Genomic DNA, 17,921 nt, shown 5'->3' with positions numbered 1-17,921 from the left:
GCTTTTTGTTTTGTTCGTTTTTTTTTGAAATTTCCGAAAAACCTGACTTTTGGACGTTCGTTTATTTGAGAGAGGCTGTGACAGAAGTGTTTAACTCCGAGAAATAAGAAGAAATTCACGAAAATTACTTTTCAAATCTTTGTGGATTTCGGCATATTTAAGGAGGAGTTGCTTCTGCTCCTGCCGTTTATTCGTTTTTAAAGCATGATACAAAAGTGTTTCTTACTTTTGTATCATGCTTTTCTTTTGAAATTTCCGAAAAAAATGACTTTGGAAATTTCGTTTATTCGAGAGTCTATAGCAACCTGATTTTTAGATTTTTCCTATACTCGATGACTACACTAAGGAATCAGTTTGACAGCTTTTTTGTAGTTATTTTTCCATTGGCTCATCTTTTACATATTCGATAATATCTCCAGGTTGACAATGCAAGACTTCACAAATTTTGTCGAGGGTAGAAAAGCGGATCGCTTTTGCTTTGCCATTTTTTAAAATAGAGATATTGGCCATCGTGATCCCAACCTTGTCACTTAAGTCAGTTACACTCATTTTTCGTTTTGCTAACATCACATCCAAATGGATAATTATTGCCATCTCCTCACTCCTCACACAGTTAAATCAGACTCGTTCTTTAAATAAATTGCTTCTTCCAGTAGCCGACAAATGGTAGTCGATAACACATAAATAGCGAATGGGAATAAAATGATACAACCACCGAGAAGCATGATCCCAGGTGAATCACTCAAATCTGCTAAGAGATAAAACTTAGGCAATAAGCCACAAACAGCTAGAACAATCAGCAGTAAGGCACCACGTAGTTGTTTGAAGATAGCTAAGCTGGCTGAGGAAAAGACTTGATTATTCGCTGCTTGGGTCAATAATCGGAATAATCTACTGCCAATGAATAGACAGTTCAAAAGAATAAAGTAAAGCATACCCACCATTAGAAGGGTTTGCCAATCATAGGTGTGGGGGGCGCTTGTAGTCACTTGGACGGTTAAAAGCAATCCAAGAAGGATAAAACCAAGATTTAAGAGAACCACCATTATTTTTGTAAAAAATACGTTCATATACATCATTCCTTTTCGTTATACGATATATCTTTATTGTTTATCGATAAATAGAGAGGTGAACGAAAGCCTCTTCTTTTTGAGAAAAGGCGATCTAACGAATCAATATTATTATTTAAAGCTGTAAAACCATTACTAAAGATTAACTATTTCTCATTTAAACAATGTATTCCCTAACCACTAATACATCCTTGTAACCCTGAAGTTACGCCAGTGGGATTAAATTTCAACAAAACAAATTAAAATGTCGCATAACATATTTTTCGTACTTTGTTTATTATAGCATGATATGCACAAAATAAATAGTTAAATCTTTCATAGTCCTACTGATCGATGCAATAGTTCTTTAAAGATTGTACCCTTTGAAACATTCAGCAACAATAGAAACGTACGTATGATTGGTTGAGAAAAAAACTTGTAAAATTTCTTACTTTTTTCGATAGTTCTGTAATAAAAGAACAAAAATAAAGAAGAAAAAGGATTCCCAAAGCGTAGTCGTCCAGCTGAATTCCTTCGAAACACCGAAAAACAAATTACCAACATTTGACACTATTAGATAAATTATTGTTGTTATACAGGCATAAACGATTTTTTTTACCATGAGAGCACCTCACTTATCGATTCAAAAGAATCTGTTTTTTTTAGGTTATTACATTCAAAAAAATTAGATGAGCTAATTTCAGTATAATTCATTTTATGCTTTTTTGAAAAGGGTAACAACGTTGAAAACATCATGTTTTTGATTCTTGCATAAAATCCTGTAATTGATGAATAATCAGAAAACTCTAATAATTTATTTATTTTTTGTAATATTAATTGAGCATTATCTTTGCAATTTTTAATGTTGGATACTATCCTTTAACTATACCCAATAGAAAAAAAGCAAAAAATACTTTTGAGTTTATTCGTTATTTATGTTTATCAGGCTAGAAGTAGAGAAAACGCCTATCCGAGTCAGTAATGGTTGGTAGCGCTTCGATATTCTAGGCAGTTGGATTTTTTAGATAACGAAAAAATATCATCAGTATAGTAAGGGTAGGAGGTGGAAAATGAATAAAGGGTGGAAGATAATCGGTATTATCGCAAGTTTGTTTTTATTATCCGTACTTCTAGGTGTAGCTGTGATCAATGCCCCGTATATCATGCCAAAACAGTTGGAAAGATTTCGCTTCTTCGTTATCACAAACTACTATATGCAGCAATATCTATTTTGGGCAGCTGTCGTTTTTGCTATTCTTGTGTTTATTTTGTTATTGGTCGTACTATTCTATCCAAAATCAAAAGGCACATTTGTACTAAAACAAAAGGACGGTACACTGACGTTGGACAAGAAAGCAATCGAAGGATTGGTTCGATCACAATTGCATGAAGAAGAATTTGTTGGTTCGCCGAAAGTAAAAATACGTTCAACGAAAAACAAAATCAACGTTCATGTGAAAGGCGATTTAAAACGTACATCTTCATTAGTTGGAAAAACAAGTGCATTGATGCGAGAAATCGAGCAAAAAGTCAGAAACGTACTTGGCACAGAGCAAAATATTGGTGTAGCTGTGACATATAGTGGCTATGAAGAGCAAAATACTAGAGACAACAAGCACTCTCGAGTAGAATAGGAGGGACTTAAAATGAAAGAATTATTTTCAACATACAAGCTCCCGATTATTTTCGGGGGACTTGGGTTACTACTAGCTATTTTATGGCTTACAGTAGGCTTTTTTAAAACTCTTTTGATAATCATCATGACTGCGATTGGCGTAGGAATTGGTTTTTATTTAAAAGAAACAAAAATTTTAGATCATTTTTTTAAATCATAGGAGGAATAAAAGATGGAAAACAAAGAGATGAAAAACATGAACGTAACTGCTAACGGTACTCACACAGAAGACAGCCATATCTCTAAAGGTGAATTGACTTATGAAGATAAAGTCATCCAAAAGATCATTGGTTACGCATTGAAAGATGTTGACGGATTATTGACACTTGACGGCGGCTTCTTCTCAAACATTGCTGAAAAATTAGTCAATACAGATAACGTTACTGCTGGTATCAATGCAGAAGTCGGCAAAAAACAAGTAGCTGTTGATTTAGACGTTGTTGTTGAATATGGCAAAGACATTGAAGACATCTACGAACAAATCAAAGACTTGATCAGTCGCGAAGTAAACGACATGACTCACTTAGATGTGATCGAAGTGAATGTGAACGTCGTAGACATCAAAACACAAGAAGAATATGAAAAAGATCAAGAAACTGTCCAAGATAAAGTGACAGATGCAGCAAAAACAACAGGACAATTTGCTTCAAAACAAACAGATAAAGCAAAATCTGCTGTAAGCAAAGGAACACAAAAAGTAAAAGATAACGCGGAACCTCGTGTACAATAATAAAAAGAAAAAAACTGGAAAAAGTAGCATATAGGAGGAAATTAAAATGGGATTTATTTGGTCATTAATCGTTGGTGGTATTATCGGAGCAATTGCAGGAGCAATTACAAATAAAGGGTCTTCAATGGGCATCATTGCAAACGTGATCGCTGGTTTAGTTGGGTCTGCAATCGGACAAGCTTTACTAGGTTCATGGGGTCCAGTAATCGGTGGAATGGCAATCGTTCCTTCATTGATTGGAGCAATCATACTTGTATTGATCGTCTCTTTCTTTGCTCGTAAATTATAAGAGGACTTTTAAGTCGATCCATTAAGTAAGAATATGTAGTAGGGACAGATGTGTGAAGAGGATAAAAAGACTTTCCTAAAAATCATCGTTGATGAATTTCAGGGATTCGACTTTATCTCTCGGAGTACAACACATCTGTCCCTTTCTCTATGGATAGAAAGAGTTCAGACGTCGTTTGGACTTTTTTGTCTTCATTGCAAACAATATTTTTACTTCTAATAATAGTATATACGCATCTGATACTTATCGATTGCCGAAGATTTTTGTCGTTCATGATGCTTTTTCAGTATGTTCGGAGACCTTCACAACAACAGAAAATCAACATGCTAAAATCGAATTGTACATAAATAAACTATAGAAAGTTGGGAATGACGTGGAATCGCAAATGTCGCGAAAGACAAAACTTTTCTATTTAGTGATGAGTTTGGTCATAACATTGGGAATATTTTTTTTCTATTGATGCAGCTATATCAATAGAAGATCCAAGGACCTTTAAGTTTTCAGGAAATATTTATAGAAGCAAAGATGGAGAATGAAATACTTTTATACAGAAGAAGCTCAGAACCGAAATGAAGAGACAGGCTCCTTCTTTTCATAATATCCGCAAGTGTTCACAATGAAAAGAGAAAGAGCTGTTTGATGAAAAATTTTAGAAAGTTACATATAGATGTTTACTTGCTAGAAAAATCGCTCCTCTTTTTTTTATTTTTTTTGAAAATCCCCTTGACTTAGAGTTGACTCCAAGTAGTACAATGATTCCTGTGCTAGAAACTCTATTTTCTTGCAAAAAGCAGCGCGGATAAGTAGCTGATAAGGGAGAGAACAATTCATGACTACAACTGAACGTATATTGGACAAAGTAAATGGTCCTGCAGACGTTAAACAATTAACAATTGAAGAAATGACGTTATTAGCTGATGAAATGCGTCAAATGATTTTACAGAAAGATAGCGCAGTCGGTGGACATGTGGGTCCTAACCTAGGAGTAACTGAATTAACGATTGCCTTTCATTATGTATTTGATTCACCAAAGGATAAAATTGTTTGGGATGTGTCCCATCAATCTTACGGGCATAAATTATTGACAGGCCGTAAGAACGGTTTTGAAGAAGGACATTATCATGAAGTAACAGGCTATTCTAATCAACATGAAAGTGAACATGACTACTTTACGGTAGGGCATACATCAACTTCTATCAGTTTGGCTGTAGGCTTAGCAAAAGCCCGTGATTTGAAACATGAAACAGGAAATGTGATGGCATTTATCGGTGATGGTTCAATGAGTGGTGGTTTGGCATACGAAGGATTGAATAACGGCGGAGCATTGGACTCAAATCTGATCGTATTGGTCAACGACAATGAAATGTCGATTGATGAAAATCACGGTAGCTTGTATCAAAATTTGGCAGAATTGCGTGAAAGCAATGGTCAAAGTGACAATAACTTGTTCAAAGCGATGGGATTTGACTACCGTTATGTAGCAAATGGAAATGATCTTGAAACAGTTATCCAAGTATTTAAAGAAATCAAGGATATCGATCATCCAATCGTTCTTCATGTGCATACTGAAAAAGGTCACGGATATGAACCTGCAATTGAAAACAAGATGAAATACCATTGGCATGTTCCTTTTGATCTAGCAACTGGTGAAGCAAAACATCCAGCAACTGGCGAAACGTTGAATCAAGCAATCATTGCCTACTTGGATGAAAAAACAACGAATAGTGAGACACCAATCGTTGCTGTCAATGCGGCAATTCCAGGTATGTTTGGTTTGAAAGAGTATCAGAAAAAACATCCAGATCATTATTTTGACGTAGGTATCGCGGAACAACATTCGATTACTTTTGCATCAGCTTTAGCTTCACAAGGGGTTCGTCCAGTAGTGTTCCAATCAAGCACATTCTTACAACGTGCGTATGACCAATTATCACATGATTTAGCAATCAATGAAAATCCAGCCGTGATTTTGGTTGGGGGTGGAACGATCTCTGCAAGCGATCGTACACACCAAGGAACATTTGACATTGCGTATCTTTCAAGTATCCCTAATATCAAATATCTTGCACCTGCAACTAAAGAAGATCTACTTTCAATGCTTGACTGGGCATTGACGCAAACAAAACAACCAGTAGCAATCAGAATTCCAACACATGGCGTACAACATGGTGAAGCAATTGCCAAAGATTACTCGACACCAGCGTACCAAGTGTTGAATGAAGGTGAAACTGTAGCTGTTTTGGCTTTAGGTGGGTTCCTTGAACTTGGAAAAGCAGCAGTGGAAGAATTCAAAAAAGCAGGGATCGATGCAACATTGATCAATCCTGGAACAATCACAGAATTTGATCGTGAAACATTGGATCAGTTAAAAGAAAACCATCAAGTTGTTGTGACTTTAGAAGATGGTAGCCTGGCAGGTGGTTTTGGCGAAAAAATCAGCCGTTATTATGGTGATTCTTCTGTCAATGTCTTGAATTTTGGTTCTAAAAAAGAATTTACTGATAGCATTCCAACGCAAGAACTCTACGAACGTTATCATTTAACGCCTGCACAAATCGTTGAAGATACACAAAAAGTACTTTCTAAATAGTATTAGTGGTACTATCCGTAGAGCAACGAGTGAAGAACTTTAAGAACTAAGAGGAAGTCTAGAAATTGGCTCATTGATTTTTGTCCAATTTTACTTTTTGGTGACTGCTGTTCTTCTTGAGTATTCAAAATAAAAAATGAGGTAAAAGTGAGTGATTACTTTTATCCCATTTTTTTATTTATGAAGAGAGAAGTAGATAACGACATAATATTTACTATATAAATATTATGTAAACTAACTTTTGAATAAGACAGTAGGCTCATAATAAGTGAAGATTAAGCAGGATTATTCTAAAATATCTTTAAAGTAACGAAAAGAGCAGCCCACCATAGGTTCAGAAAGAAACCTTTTGATGGGCTGTTCTTTTTATCTAAAAATCTCTTTTTTCTTTAGGAAGTAGTGGTCAATTGGGTCAATAGTTGTGAATAACCTAATTCTCTAGCATAGTCCTCAGCTGTCTTTCCATAATTATCCCGTAGCTCCTTGTTTGCTCCGTTATCTAGTAATACTTGAACGATTTCCTGATAGATAGCAGAACCATCTCTCAAAGCGACTGCTTCGATCAGCGCTGTGTACCCGTAGTTGTTTTGATGATCGATGTTTACTCGTTCATCTGCTAAGAGGAGTTTGACATTTTCTAAATGTCCTTTTTCTGCAGCGGGTATCAGTGCATTTCCACCAAAGCGATTCACGATTTGCTGATCTGGTTCGCCATTTTTTAACATATAGTCTAAAATTTCTGTTTTCCCTTGCGCGCTAGCATAGAGATAAGGACTGTCTTGTATCCCATCTTGTTGATTGATATCCGCTCCATGATCAATCAATGTCTTTGCAATATCAAGCTGATTCAGATGAGTAGCGATCATCAACGGAGTTTCACCAGCTTCATTTTGTTCATCAATGGGGTAGTCTGGATTTTTCAATAATTCTTGTACTTGTTGAAAATCATTGGCAGTGACAGCTTGTAATAAACTTTCTGGAACAATCGGCATGACTGTTTCCTCCTTTGTTGTTTGACTAGATTCTAATTGAGCAGTACTTGAAGTCACGACTGTTGTTTGTGAAATAGGGGAGTTCTCTTTTTGAGGATCAAGAATACAAGCACTGAGAAACAAGGGACTCAGGCCCAAGAGTGATAGTATGAAGAAACGTTTCATAAAAGCGCCTCCTTTTAACTATCATATGGATAAATGTACATGAGGGCAACTATTATACTTGGGAAGTATTGAGCATCTAAAAACATGCGTTGCTTTTGCTAAAAGGAAGAGTTTCTTGACAAAGAGACAGCCTTCATAGATAGTTAAAAGCAACGTTGACTTGCTACGTACAAGCAATTATTGAAAGAAAGTAGGGAGATTTAGTGATTACACGTATGCCTTCAGAATTATCTGAAAGAGAAAATTATAAATTATTGATCGGCTCGGTGATTCCTAGACCAGTAGCCGTCGTATCGACAATTTCTGACAAAGAGGTGTTGAATATTGCGCCATTCAGCTATTTTAATATCGTGAGTTCAAATCCACCGATGTTATCCTTAGCAATCCAGAGAAAAGATGGTGAAATGAAGGATACTGCAAGAAACATCGTAGGAAGAAAAAAAGCGGTGATCCAAGTACTTGATGCAGAAATTTTACTTGAAGTGAACAAAACAGCGGCAAGTCTTCCAAACGACGAAAGTGAACTGGCCTTGACGAATCTAACGACAAGAAAGTCAGAGAATACACCGATCCCGATTCTGAATGAGGCGAAAGTTACCTTTGAAACGAGTCTTTACGATCATGTAGAAATCAAAAATGAAACAGTAACGACCGCCGATCTATTTTTGCTATCTATTGAAGCGTATCACTTGGATGAATTGGTTTATGATCCAGAAACAGGACGGATCGATCCTGAAGCGCTTCATGCAATCAGCCGGCTTGCTGGAAGTGATTATGCTACGATTGGTGAAATCATCACGTTGGCACGACCAGACTAACTGTTGGGTAAAAAATACTGCTGTTATTTTTCTTTGTTTATGCTAAAATAAATTAATTTATAAAAGGGTAACAATCGTTATCCCATAGATAAGGGGTCTTTAACATGTTAAACATTTATTATCAAGTAGCAGAAGATGCAAAACCAATGGAAAAAGAATACGGATCAGTAAATGAGTTTCTTCAAGGTCAATACCTAGAAGTACCACCATTACAAGACCATTTCAAAGTCATCAAAGCAACGATCGATGGGGAAGAAGTCACACTAAAAGATCAAACGATCGGTGGGCTGTTCAATCTATTGAACAAGTAAAATAGTTCTTTTTATTCCGAAAAGTGAAAAGCGATTCCTCTAAGCACTAAAACATATATAGTATCTTAGAGGAATTTTTTTATGTAGAGTTCAATTGATGAATAAATATCTTAAAGATTGTTTAATTTCGTTTTTTTATCCCAGAATTTATTGCGTAAAAACGATCAGACGATTACTATTAATCTGTAAAAAATAAAAATAGTAATAACCTTGTTAGGTGAGGCTCCTATACAAACACAAGCTATTGCTCAGAAACGTCGAAAGACGCCAATGGGTCAAACAGGAATTGTCGGATTAAGGCTTTTTCAAATAGCTAAGGATTTTTCTTTACGTTGTATAGTGCTAAAACTCGGACGATGAGATGATGCTAGGTCAGAATTCTTGTTCGAAAAGGTTTCTGACCTTTTCTTGTGCTTAAATAACTGATGCTTACCCGCTCGTGGTTCACCTAACTTGTGTCAAAGAAGGGAGAAATGCGATGTGGAAAAATAGAAAGATCGACTGGTTGATTTTAGGTCCATATATGGCCTTGTCAATTGTCGGTCTTTTAGAAATTTATAGCGCAAGTTCGTATCGACTGCTCGTGACGCAAGAAGATCCGAAGAGTCTGTTTGTTCGTCAATTCTGCTTTATTCTGCTTAGTTGGTGCATGATTGCGTTCACATTTTCTGTCAGGTTGCGCATACTGCTGAAACCTAAACAAATAAACTACGGTATCATGGTGTCTATTTTACTATTGCTCATGATGAAAGTCGGTCTATTCGCTGTCACAGTCAATGGAGCGCAACGATGGATATCTATCGGAGGGATTCAGTTCCAGCCTTCTGAACTGGGAATGATCTTTTTGATTTTATACCTTAGCCGTTTTTTTAGAGATGGTGACAAGGTGCCAGATAAGATCCATAAGCCGCTATTACTCGTTGGCACAATGGCGCTGCTTGTTTTATTTCAACCTAAAATAGCAGGGGCAATCATGATCTTAACAATTGCTGGAGCAATGATCTGGGCAGCAGCGATTCCAATAAAAAAAGGAGTAGTGCTTATCTTTTCTTCTGTTGCTGGTCTGATCCTGATTGCAGGACTGGTAATATTATTCGAAAAACATGGACTGTTACCCTCTTTTTTTGAACACGCCTATAGCCGTATTGCGATGGTCCATGATCCGTTCCTCGATGAACATGGGGCAGGATATCAAATGAGTAATTCTTATTACGCGCTTTATAATGGTGGGTTATTTGGACGCGGATTAGGAAACAGCATCACAAAAAAAGGCTATTTGCCAGAATCTGAAACAGATTTTATTTTTTCGATCATTGCAGAAGAATTCGGATTGATTGGGGCGTTGCTTGTATTACTATTGCTTTTTCTGATGTATTTTAGGATTTTTCAAAGGAGTGTCCAATCACAAAATCAGCAAGCAAGTTTGATTTTGATCGGAGTCGGTACGTGGTTACTCATGCAAACAAGCATCAATGTCGGAAGTATTTTAGGCTTGATCCCCATGACGGGAGTACCATTGCCGTTCGTTAGCTATGGTGGCACGAGTTATTTCATTTTATCCTTTGCAGTTGGTTTAAGTCTGAATATCACCTCTAGACAAACGCAAAGAAACAAACAGGTCGACGAGTTGCAGCTCGATCGACCCAAAGTACTAAAAAAGAAGAACTGAGAATTTCTCAGCTTGGATTATCATAAAGGACAACGATCGATTTTTCAAGTAAGAGATTCTTATTAGAAAGAGGAATATGAAATGAAAACATTTCAAAAAATAATTCTAGTTTTTTTGGCAACGATCGCCATCGTAGTCGGCTATTTTTCCTTTGAATTCGTTCATGGATTCTCATCTGGGAACCAATCAGCTGGTGTCCAAAAAGTAGAAGCAAAAGATGTACCTACGATCATCAATGTTGCATTGATAGGTTCAGATGCTCGATCCAAAGAAGAAGAAGGGCGTTCGGACTCTTTGATGGTGGCACAGTATAACCAAAAAACAAAAGAAGCAAAATTAGTATCGATCATGCGTGATTCATACGTCGATATTCCTGGTTATGGTATGAATAAGATCAATGCGGCCTATTCATACGGAGGCGTGGATCTGCTTAACAAGACCTTAAAGGAAAACTTCAAATTTGAAGCTCCTTATTATGCAAGCATCACTTTCCAAGATTTTATTGATTGTGTGAACGAACTATTTCCAGATGGTGTGAAGATCAACGCAGAAAAAGATCTGGATTTAGATGAGGTCTATATCAAAAAAGGGGAGCAAACCATGGATGGCAATACATTGCTGCAATATGCACGCTTTAGAGAAGATGAAGAAGGCGACTTTGGCCGTATCAGACGGCAGCAACAAGTGATCAAGGCTCTCTCTTCACAGCTTAAAGATGTGACTTCGATTCTCAAATTGCCAAAAGCGGTGGGCAAATTATTAGGAAGCATCAAAACAAATTTACCGGAAAGCGTATTGATCGATTGCGGACTTGATTTTTTGAATGAAGACAAAAAAATATCTACGTTATCTGTTCCTGTGGATGGAAGTTGGGATTTCAATAACGATACGCCTTCTGGCAGTGTATTGGAATTAGATTTGACCAAAAATCAAGAGGCTCTCAAGCAATTTTTAGATTAGTAAGTTTTTCGTAAAAGAAGCTAGAACAAGCAATCAAAGCTATGTTCTAGCTTCTTTTCTTGTGTTAGAATGGAACGGAATATATTTGACGAGTGGAGGGAAAAGATGAAACAAAGTGATACTCATCGAAAGAAAAAAACAGGTCTGATTGTTGGTGGCGGAGTTATTCTGGTTCTTGCAGCGGCTTGTGGCGGCTATTTTCTTTACCAGCATCAACAAGAAGAAAAGGCAGTCAAAGCCAGTGAAAAAACGATCCAACAATTTGTAACAGAGCTAAATAAGGGCGACTATGAAAAAGCAGTGGCACTTATCCAAGTAGATAATAAAGGCAAGAATAGCTTTTCAAAAAAAGAAGTTTTGGAGAAGTATCAAAATATCTATGGTGCAGTCGATGTCAAAGGAATCGAAGTTTCAAATCTGAAAATCGATAAGAAAGACAGTGACACGTATACATTTGGTTATAAAGCAAAAATGAATACTACGTTAGGAGAGCTAAAGGGTCTTTCTTATGAAGGGACTCTATCGAAAAAAAATGATCAAACCAAAATCAACTGGCAACCTAACTTGATCTTCCCTCAAATGTCAGGCAACGATAAAGTAAGCTTGACCGCTGAAACAGCAAAACGAGGAAATATCTTGGATCGCAATGGAAAGCCTTTGGCGACAACTGGCAAATTGAAACAGTTAGGAATCGTACCAGGTAAATTAGGAGAAGGCGAAGAAAAAACAGCGAATATCTCGGCTATCGCTAAATCGTTTGATTTGACTGAAGAGGAAATCAATCAGGCGATTTCTCAAAGCTGGGTACAACCCGACTATTTTGTTCCCCTAAAAATCATCGATGGTGAAACACCAGAACTACCTAGTGGTGCCACTATTCAAGAAGTTGACGGTCGTTATTATCCATTAGGCGAAGCAGCTGCCCAGTTGGTCGGCTATATTGGAGAAATCACTGCCGAAGATATCAAGAAAAATGCAGAATTAAGTAGTAATGGGAAAATCGGCCGATCTGGTTTAGAAATGGCGTATGACAAAGAGCTGAGAGGAACGAATGGCGGAAAATTAAGTATTACGGATGAAAATGGTACAGAGAAAAAAGTGTTGATCGATCATGAAGTAAAAAACGGGCAGGATATCAAATTGACTCTTGATGCAGATGCACAAAAAATAGCCTATGATAGCTTAGGGGGAAAACCAGGATCGACTGTTGCGACTTCACCAAAAACAGGAGATTTATTGGTATTAGCAAGTTCGCCTAGCTATGATCCAAATAAAATGACCAATGGTATTTCTCAGGAAGACTATAAAGCATATTCAGAAAACAAGAACCAACCATTCATCAGTCGTTTTGCGACAGGCTATGCTCCTGGATCGACGTTCAAGATGATCACCGCAGCCATCGGTTTAGATAATCAGACGATCAATCCAGAAGAATCTCTAGCAATCAGTGGGTTGAAATGGCAAAAAGATTCGTCATGGGGTTCGTATCAAGTAACACGGGTGAGTGATGTCCCTCAGGTAAATCTAAAAGATGCGTTAGTATATTCTGATAATATCTATATGGCACAAGAAACGCTGAAAATGGGCGAAAAGGCCTTCCGTGATGGGTTGAATAAATTTATATTTGGCGAAGAACTAGATCTACCGCTTAGTATGAATCCCGCGCAAATCTCTAATGAGGAAAGTTTCAATTCAGACATTTTGTTAGCAGACACTGGCTATGGACAAGGGCAGCTGTTGATCAATCCGATCCAGCAAGCAACGATGTACTCTGTCTTTGCCAATAATGGAACGCTTGTGTATCCAAAATTGGTTTTAGATCATGAAACAAAAGATAAGAAAAATGTCATTAGCCAATCTGCGGTGCAAACGATCATCCCAGATTTGAAGGACGTTGTCCAAGATGTAAATGGAACGGCCCATTCATTAGCTTCACTGAATATCCCGATCGCTGCAAAAACTGGTACAGCAGAAATTAAAGAAAAACAAGATGAAAAAGGCCAGGAAAATAGCTTCTTGTTTGCTGTAAATCCAGATACGAATGGTTATTTGATGGTCAGCATGCTGGAAAATAAAGAAGAAGGGGATTCTGCAACGAAACGGGCCCCTGAACTGTTACAATACTTGAATCAAACCTATCAATAAAACCAAGTCATTGATCGTAACTATAGCTGTAATGAAACTAACTGATGACTGGCTGTTCCCTCGATCGGCTTTGGGTTCAAGTACGCTAGTAGCTATACGATCCGCTTGATCTAATAAGTAATGATTGGAAGTGTCTTCGGTCAACCAAGGGATATTCTTTGGTTGATCGAAGCTTTTTTCTTTATCGTTGATAGGGAGTCAAATCGGAACGACTTTTCTGCTTTAATAAGAAGAGAGAGTAGATCAGTAAAAAGATACCCATAAGCGCGGGAAGTCCATGATGGATACTGGCATAAAGTTGTCCACCGATAATGGGGCCGATTACTCTAGCCAATGCCTGGATGCTTTGAGCGCCGCCTTGGATCTTTCCTTGGTCGCGAGCATCTGCTTTTTTGGAGAGCAGCCCATTGAAGGAAGGTCCAAAAATGGAGTCACCAAAACCGAAGAAGATCATTCCTATGATGAAAAGCCAGACTTTCGGAATAAAAACGGATAAAAAAATCAAACCATAGCCAATGATTTCGTTACTGATCCCTAACTGGATGATCTGCTGATCTTTTAGATACTTCAAGAGTAGGGGCATGACAAAAGTCTGAGAGAAGATGTCCATAATGCCCATCAAAGAAAATGTAAGGCCAATTGCGAGAGGTTTCAAAGAAAAGGTATCAATCGAAAATTGAGCAAAAATAGCCTGTAGTGAGCCATTAGGTAACCAAATAAAAAAGCCGCAGACCATGAGCCATTTCACCGAGGTGATGGAAAAAATCGATCGTAACTGCTTGAAAGGATTGAGTTGTCCTAAAAAAATCTTAGAAGCCCGTTTTGTTTTGTTCAAGCTTTCAGGCATCAAGAAATAACCATAGATTGCATTGATGAAGGTAAGGAGGGAAGCCACAAGTAACGGGACAGCAGAACCAAAATGGCTGAGAGCACCGCCAATCAATGGCCCCATAGCTGTTCCGATACCTGCAACTGCGCTGACCCAACCAAAATATTTTGTTCGATTTTCTTCAGTGGTGATATCTGCGAAGTATGCAAATATCGCGGAAATCTCACCGCCAGTCAGTCCCTCAATGAGTCTACCTAAAAATAGCACCCATAACGCACCACCGAACCCGAAGATCAAGTAGCCAATGGAAGACCCAATCAAGCTACTGATCAAAACGATTCTTCGTCCAAAACGGTCACTTAAAGCACCAAGTATAGGACTAGCTAGAAACATAGCAAATGCATAGACGGAAGTCAGCAATGAAACTGCCACCGCTTGTTGATGCGGTGAAGTGGTATAAGATGCGACTAACGATGGGACAACAGGGGTGATGAGCGTTAAGCCAAGCCCCACCATGAAGACAGATGTGAAACCAAAGATCAATGAATGTTTTGTTTGTATAGTTGTCAAAAGAATGCCCCTCTATTTGTTTTTTTGTTTCCTAGTAAACAAATAGTAGTGTAGATGATTTTTGTTTCCTTGTCAACAAAAAAAGAGGACTCAACCCTTAAATGGCTGAGTCCTCTTTTTTTGCGGTTTTTTTTAGCTGTTCTCTGAAACGTCCGATAAAGCGGAAGACGGTATCGAATTCATCTGCAGACATCTGCTCAAATACGGCTTCATTTTCTTTAAGGAATTCTTGATGAAGCTGCTGATGTCGGTCGTTCAGCCGCTTACCTTCTTCCGTTAAACGAAAATATAGTTCTTTTTTATTTTCTGGTTTTTGGTAACTTTCAATTAACTGTTTTGCCAAAAGCTTCTTTGTTTGTTTGCTGATAGCGCCACGTGTCAGGTAGCTGGCAGCTGCTAATTTTGTGACATTGGGTTCAGGAAGTTTCGCTATCTTCTCGATCAACTCGATTTCATTTAGCGGATATCCCTCGATGGCCTCTTCAAGTTTCGGCTTGTTTAACCAAGTGATTTCATTTGCTAAATCAAGCATCTCACTGATCAGATTTATTCTCTTGTCCATTGAGCAACCTCTTTTTTCTTTTAGTTTAACGAAGATCCATTTCCCTAATCATAATATACTATAAGGCGCTTTGCTATACTTCATGCACTTTTTTCGTGAAATGTTTAAGCACTAAAGGTGAAATCAAAGTACTTAGCAGAACAACGATGACAAGTGGAGAATAGTAGTGAGGCTCGATCAATTTGCTTTGCTGTCCAATCTGTAAAATGATCAATGCCATCTCACCACGAGAAATCATTCCTGCGCCGACCATCAATGAACTGTTTGTTGAAAAACCTGCTACTTTTGCGCCTAAATAGCCTCCAAAAAGTTTTGTAAGGATAGCAATGATTGTCAATACAAGAATAAATAGAAGTTGTTCACCAAAGTTTGAAAAATCAACTTCTAATCCAACACTGACAAAGAAGACAGGAATAAATACAGCGTAACCTAACGCTTCAACATTATGATAAACTTCATGTTTGACTTTCGTTTGGCTGACAGCGATACCTGCAAAAAAGGCGCCGATGACAGAACTTAGGCCAATCAAATCTGCAACAAACGACATGCCTAGACAAATAACCAATGAAACGATGATGATAGCCGAATTCGCGTAAATTTTTTCAGCAAAGGACATCAAAAAAGGTGCGATCCATTTCACCAATAAGAAGATGAAAATGAAATAAATGACTTGTTCAGCCAATAACAGCGGAAGGGGAAGGTTGCTGGAAGACTCCCCAGTCAAAAAGGATAAACTAAAACTTAGCACCAAGACCACTAAAATATCATCAACGACAGAGGCGCCTAAAATAGTCGAGCCTTCTTTCGTGTTGACAACGTTCAATTCTTTCAATACTTCAACGGAGATACTCACTGAAGTTGCCGCTAAAATGATTCCGAAGAAAATCGCTTCATTATTGGAAACTTGGAACGCTTCTCCTGTCAACCAACCAAACACGACAGGGAACAATATACCTAAAATCGCGACGAACATCCCTGGCTTAAAGTATTTTTTCAGTAAAGAAAGGTCACTTTCTAGACCAGCTAAGAACATCAATAAGATGACCCCGATTTCAGAAAAATCATGGACTAATACACTAGGATGGACCCAGCCTAACCCAGCTTCTCCAAGTAACACACCGACTAATAACTGTCCGATCACTGCCGGGATACCGATTCGTCTTGATACATGCGAACCAATAGTCGTTGAAATCAAAATAAGACATAGAATACCGATGAATTCCATAAAATAGAACAATCCTTTCAATCGAATAATCAAACTTCTGTTTAATAACAAATATTATTTAAAAAGCAAGAAAAAATATTCTCTATTTCAACAAAAAAACCTTTAAACACGAAAGGTGCAAAAGGTTTTTTTGCTTTCTTTGAGAAACCTACGAATACATTTTACGTACTCGGAAAAAACTGACAATTTCTGATATACCCATAAAAATCAAAATAGCGCCAAAAATTTGGAAAAGGAACATCAAGCTTTTGAAGGGATTGAATAATAAGATCAATCCGCCGATCAATAGCAAGACACTATATAAGCTCCAACCTTTTGACTTAGTATTTAGGCCAAAGAACAATTGAAATAATCCATTTGAAATAATCACTAGTCCAAGAATGATTGGTAAGATCGATACAATAGCAGAGGCAAAAACTAGAACGATCAAGGCGATGATCAAAAAGACGATGCCACTTACCAAGCCAAATCCCCAATCACCTGTTTGTTTTTTATTTTTATGCGCTTCTAAAATATTTATCAACCCTAGTAGTGCAAAATATGCAGTGATCAGATAGCCGATAAAGTGAAAGACCGCAGTCGGATTGATCACAATAGCCAGACCGGCGATAATGTAAATTGCTGCTCGTAGAAAAGCGTAGCGTTGGAAATTCTTTCGCACCATATCAAACATAACACAAACCTCCTTTGATTCTATTCTAACTGGAAAAGTTGTTTTTACCAAATGATAACTTATGGGAGCCTTTAATTTCTAAGGATTTTTTCCATTTTCTTTCCTTTGGCTAATTCATCGATCAACTTATCTAAATAACGAATATTCTGCATAAGTGATTCGTCGATCTCTTCTACGCGGATACCACAAATGAGTCCTGTAATCAAATCACGTTTAGGATTCAAATGGGGTGCTTCAGCAAAAAAAGTACGAAAATCGACTTTATTTTGTATTTGTTGGCTCAACGCATCTTGTCCATACCCAGTCAGCCATTCGATCACTTGATCAACTTCGTTTTTTGAACGTCCTTTTTTCTCGACTTTTGCAATGTAAAGAGGATAGACAGTAGAAAAAGGCATAGTGTAAAGTTTATTTGTCATAGGTTCTCCTTTCTCCTTTTTCTTCATTATATTGATTTACATGAAGAAAGGGTAGTAAAGAGGATTTTTCTTTTTAAAGAATAGAAGGTCAAAAACAAAAGAAGTGGAGTGTGGAAAGAATAGGTAGAATAACGACTAAAAGTGAAGTGGATAAGCAATTGGAACAAAAGTGGAGCAATCGAATGTGGAGTAAATCTAAAAAATCAGGTTTGCTATAGACTCTCGAGTAAACGGCGGGAGCAGAAGCAAC

19 protein-coding genes, 1 pseudogene and 1 riboswitch are annotated in these 17,921 nt (G+C 37.5%); of the genes and pseudogenes, 11 read left to right on the top strand and 9 right to left on the bottom strand.

What is annotated here, in order from left to right; genetic code table 11:
* Positions 1 to 81 precede the first annotated feature (81 nt).
* Positions 82 to 201: pseudogene (locus CJZ72_RS15305) on the top strand (DUF3788 family protein); the annotation flags it as partial.
* A gap of 171 nt (positions 202 to 372) precedes the next feature.
* On the opposite strand, the gene CJZ72_RS12210 reads toward CJZ72_RS15305, so the two are convergent.
* Together CJZ72_RS12210 and CJZ72_RS12205 are read right to left on the bottom strand one after the other, a co-directional pair.
* Positions 373 to 594, bottom strand: coding sequence for a helix-turn-helix domain-containing protein (locus tag CJZ72_RS12210; RefSeq protein ID WP_005875249.1), 222 nt, complete (start codon positions 592 to 594; stop codon positions 373 to 375).
* A gap of 11 nt (positions 595 to 605) precedes the next feature.
* The gene (locus CJZ72_RS12205; protein ID WP_081133642.1) at positions 606 to 1,070 is read right to left on the bottom strand and encodes a DUF2975 domain-containing protein; all 465 of its coding nucleotides are present in this window, start codon (positions 1,068 to 1,070) and stop codon (positions 606 to 608) included.
* Positions 1,071 to 2,119: 1,049 nt separating this feature from the next.
* On the opposite strand from CJZ72_RS12205, the gene amaP reads away from it, so the two are divergent.
* The 5 genes from amaP to CJZ72_RS12180 all read left to right on the top strand — a co-directional run bounded on the left by amaP (position 2,120) and on the right by CJZ72_RS12180 (position 6,333).
* Entirely contained in the window at positions 2,120 to 2,683 is a 564-nt protein-coding gene (gene amaP, locus CJZ72_RS12200; protein ID WP_005875247.1) for an alkaline shock response membrane anchor protein AmaP, read from the top strand.
* Positions 2,684 to 2,695: 12 nt separating this feature from the next.
* The gene (locus CJZ72_RS12195; RefSeq protein WP_005875246.1) at positions 2,696 to 2,884 is read left to right on the top strand and encodes a DUF2273 domain-containing protein; all 189 of its coding nucleotides are present in this window, start codon (positions 2,696 to 2,698) and stop codon (positions 2,882 to 2,884) included.
* 12 nt (positions 2,885 to 2,896) lie between these two features.
* Positions 2,897 to 3,454, top strand: coding sequence for an Asp23/Gls24 family envelope stress response protein (locus CJZ72_RS12190; RefSeq protein ID WP_016176606.1), 558 nt, complete (start codon positions 2,897 to 2,899; stop codon positions 3,452 to 3,454).
* A gap of 46 nt (positions 3,455 to 3,500) precedes the next feature.
* Positions 3,501 to 3,743 (top strand): GlsB/YeaQ/YmgE family stress response membrane protein, encoded by a 243-nt coding sequence (locus CJZ72_RS12185; RefSeq protein ID WP_081133641.1) that lies wholly within the window; start codon positions 3,501 to 3,503, stop codon positions 3,741 to 3,743.
* An 829-nt stretch (positions 3,744 to 4,572) separates the two neighbouring features.
* The gene (locus tag CJZ72_RS12180; protein WP_081133640.1) at positions 4,573 to 6,333 is read left to right on the top strand and encodes a 1-deoxy-D-xylulose-5-phosphate synthase; all 1,761 of its coding nucleotides are present in this window, start codon (positions 4,573 to 4,575) and stop codon (positions 6,331 to 6,333) included.
* A gap of 389 nt (positions 6,334 to 6,722) precedes the next feature.
* Here CJZ72_RS12180 and CJZ72_RS12175 read toward each other — a convergent pair whose 3' ends face one another.
* Positions 6,723 to 7,490, bottom strand: a complete 768-nt coding sequence (locus CJZ72_RS12175; protein WP_081133639.1) for an ankyrin repeat domain-containing protein — start codon at positions 7,488 to 7,490, stop codon at positions 6,723 to 6,725.
* 203 nt (positions 7,491 to 7,693) lie between these two features.
* Here CJZ72_RS12175 and CJZ72_RS12170 point away from each other — a divergent pair, with 203 nt between their 5' ends.
* The 5 genes from CJZ72_RS12170 to pbp4 all read left to right on the top strand — a co-directional run bounded on the left by CJZ72_RS12170 (position 7,694) and on the right by pbp4 (position 13,393).
* Complete coding sequence (locus CJZ72_RS12170) at positions 7,694 to 8,308, top strand: flavin reductase family protein (RefSeq protein ID WP_081133638.1); 615 nt, start codon at positions 7,694 to 7,696, stop codon at positions 8,306 to 8,308.
* Positions 8,309 to 8,412: 104 nt separating this feature from the next.
* On the top strand, positions 8,413 to 8,619 hold the full coding sequence (locus CJZ72_RS12165; protein ID WP_016176610.1) for a hypothetical protein: 207 nt from the start codon (positions 8,413 to 8,415) through the stop codon (positions 8,617 to 8,619).
* 202 nt (positions 8,620 to 8,821) lie between these two features.
* A riboswitch (M-box (ykoK) riboswitch) is annotated at positions 8,822 to 8,987 on the top strand.
* 110 nt (positions 8,988 to 9,097) lie between these two features.
* On the top strand, positions 9,098 to 10,288 hold the full coding sequence (locus CJZ72_RS12160) for an FtsW/RodA/SpoVE family cell cycle protein (RefSeq protein WP_081133637.1): 1,191 nt from the start codon (positions 9,098 to 9,100) through the stop codon (positions 10,286 to 10,288).
* An 81-nt stretch (positions 10,289 to 10,369) separates the two neighbouring features.
* Positions 10,370 to 11,248 carry an LCP family protein gene (locus tag CJZ72_RS12155; protein ID WP_081133636.1) on the top strand — a complete coding sequence of 293 codons (879 nt, stop codon included), beginning with the start codon at positions 10,370 to 10,372 and terminating at the stop codon, positions 11,246 to 11,248.
* A 105-nt stretch (positions 11,249 to 11,353) separates the two neighbouring features.
* On the top strand, positions 11,354 to 13,393 hold the full coding sequence (gene pbp4 / locus CJZ72_RS12150; RefSeq protein ID WP_081133635.1) for a penicillin-binding protein PBP4(5): 2,040 nt from the start codon (positions 11,354 to 11,356) through the stop codon (positions 13,391 to 13,393).
* On the opposite strand, the gene CJZ72_RS14420 is transcribed toward pbp4, so the two are convergent.
* The 6 genes from CJZ72_RS14420 to CJZ72_RS12125 form a co-directional block, all read right to left on the bottom strand.
* Positions 13,364 to 13,537 carry a hypothetical protein gene (locus CJZ72_RS14420; RefSeq protein WP_157728892.1) on the bottom strand — a complete coding sequence of 58 codons (174 nt, stop codon included), beginning with the start codon at positions 13,535 to 13,537 and terminating at the stop codon, positions 13,364 to 13,366. The genes pbp4 and CJZ72_RS14420 overlap by 30 nt on opposite strands.
* Positions 13,538 to 13,574: 37 nt before the next feature.
* Positions 13,575 to 14,792 carry an MFS transporter gene (locus tag CJZ72_RS12145; protein ID WP_095443878.1) on the bottom strand — a complete coding sequence of 406 codons (1,218 nt, stop codon included), beginning with the start codon at positions 14,790 to 14,792 and terminating at the stop codon, positions 13,575 to 13,577.
* A 97-nt stretch (positions 14,793 to 14,889) separates the two neighbouring features.
* Positions 14,890 to 15,354, bottom strand: coding sequence for a MarR family transcriptional regulator (locus CJZ72_RS12140; protein ID WP_081133633.1), 465 nt, complete (start codon positions 15,352 to 15,354; stop codon positions 14,890 to 14,892).
* A gap of 73 nt (positions 15,355 to 15,427) precedes the next feature.
* Positions 15,428 to 16,579, bottom strand: a complete 1,152-nt coding sequence (locus tag CJZ72_RS12135; RefSeq protein WP_081133632.1) for a cation:proton antiporter — start codon at positions 16,577 to 16,579, stop codon at positions 15,428 to 15,430.
* 148 nt (positions 16,580 to 16,727) lie between these two features.
* Entirely contained in the window at positions 16,728 to 17,252 is a 525-nt protein-coding gene (locus CJZ72_RS12130) for an HdeD family acid-resistance protein (protein WP_081133631.1), read from the bottom strand.
* A gap of 71 nt (positions 17,253 to 17,323) precedes the next feature.
* The gene (locus CJZ72_RS12125; protein WP_081133630.1) at positions 17,324 to 17,671 is read right to left on the bottom strand and encodes a DUF2200 domain-containing protein; all 348 of its coding nucleotides are present in this window, start codon (positions 17,669 to 17,671) and stop codon (positions 17,324 to 17,326) included.
* Positions 17,672 to 17,921 lie beyond the last annotated feature (250 nt).

This window comes from Enterococcus durans, assembly GCF_002277935.1.
Taxonomy (GTDB): domain Bacteria; phylum Bacillota; class Bacilli; order Lactobacillales; family Enterococcaceae; genus Enterococcus_B; species Enterococcus_B durans.
This window is presented reverse-complemented; position numbering and strand designations above follow the sequence as displayed.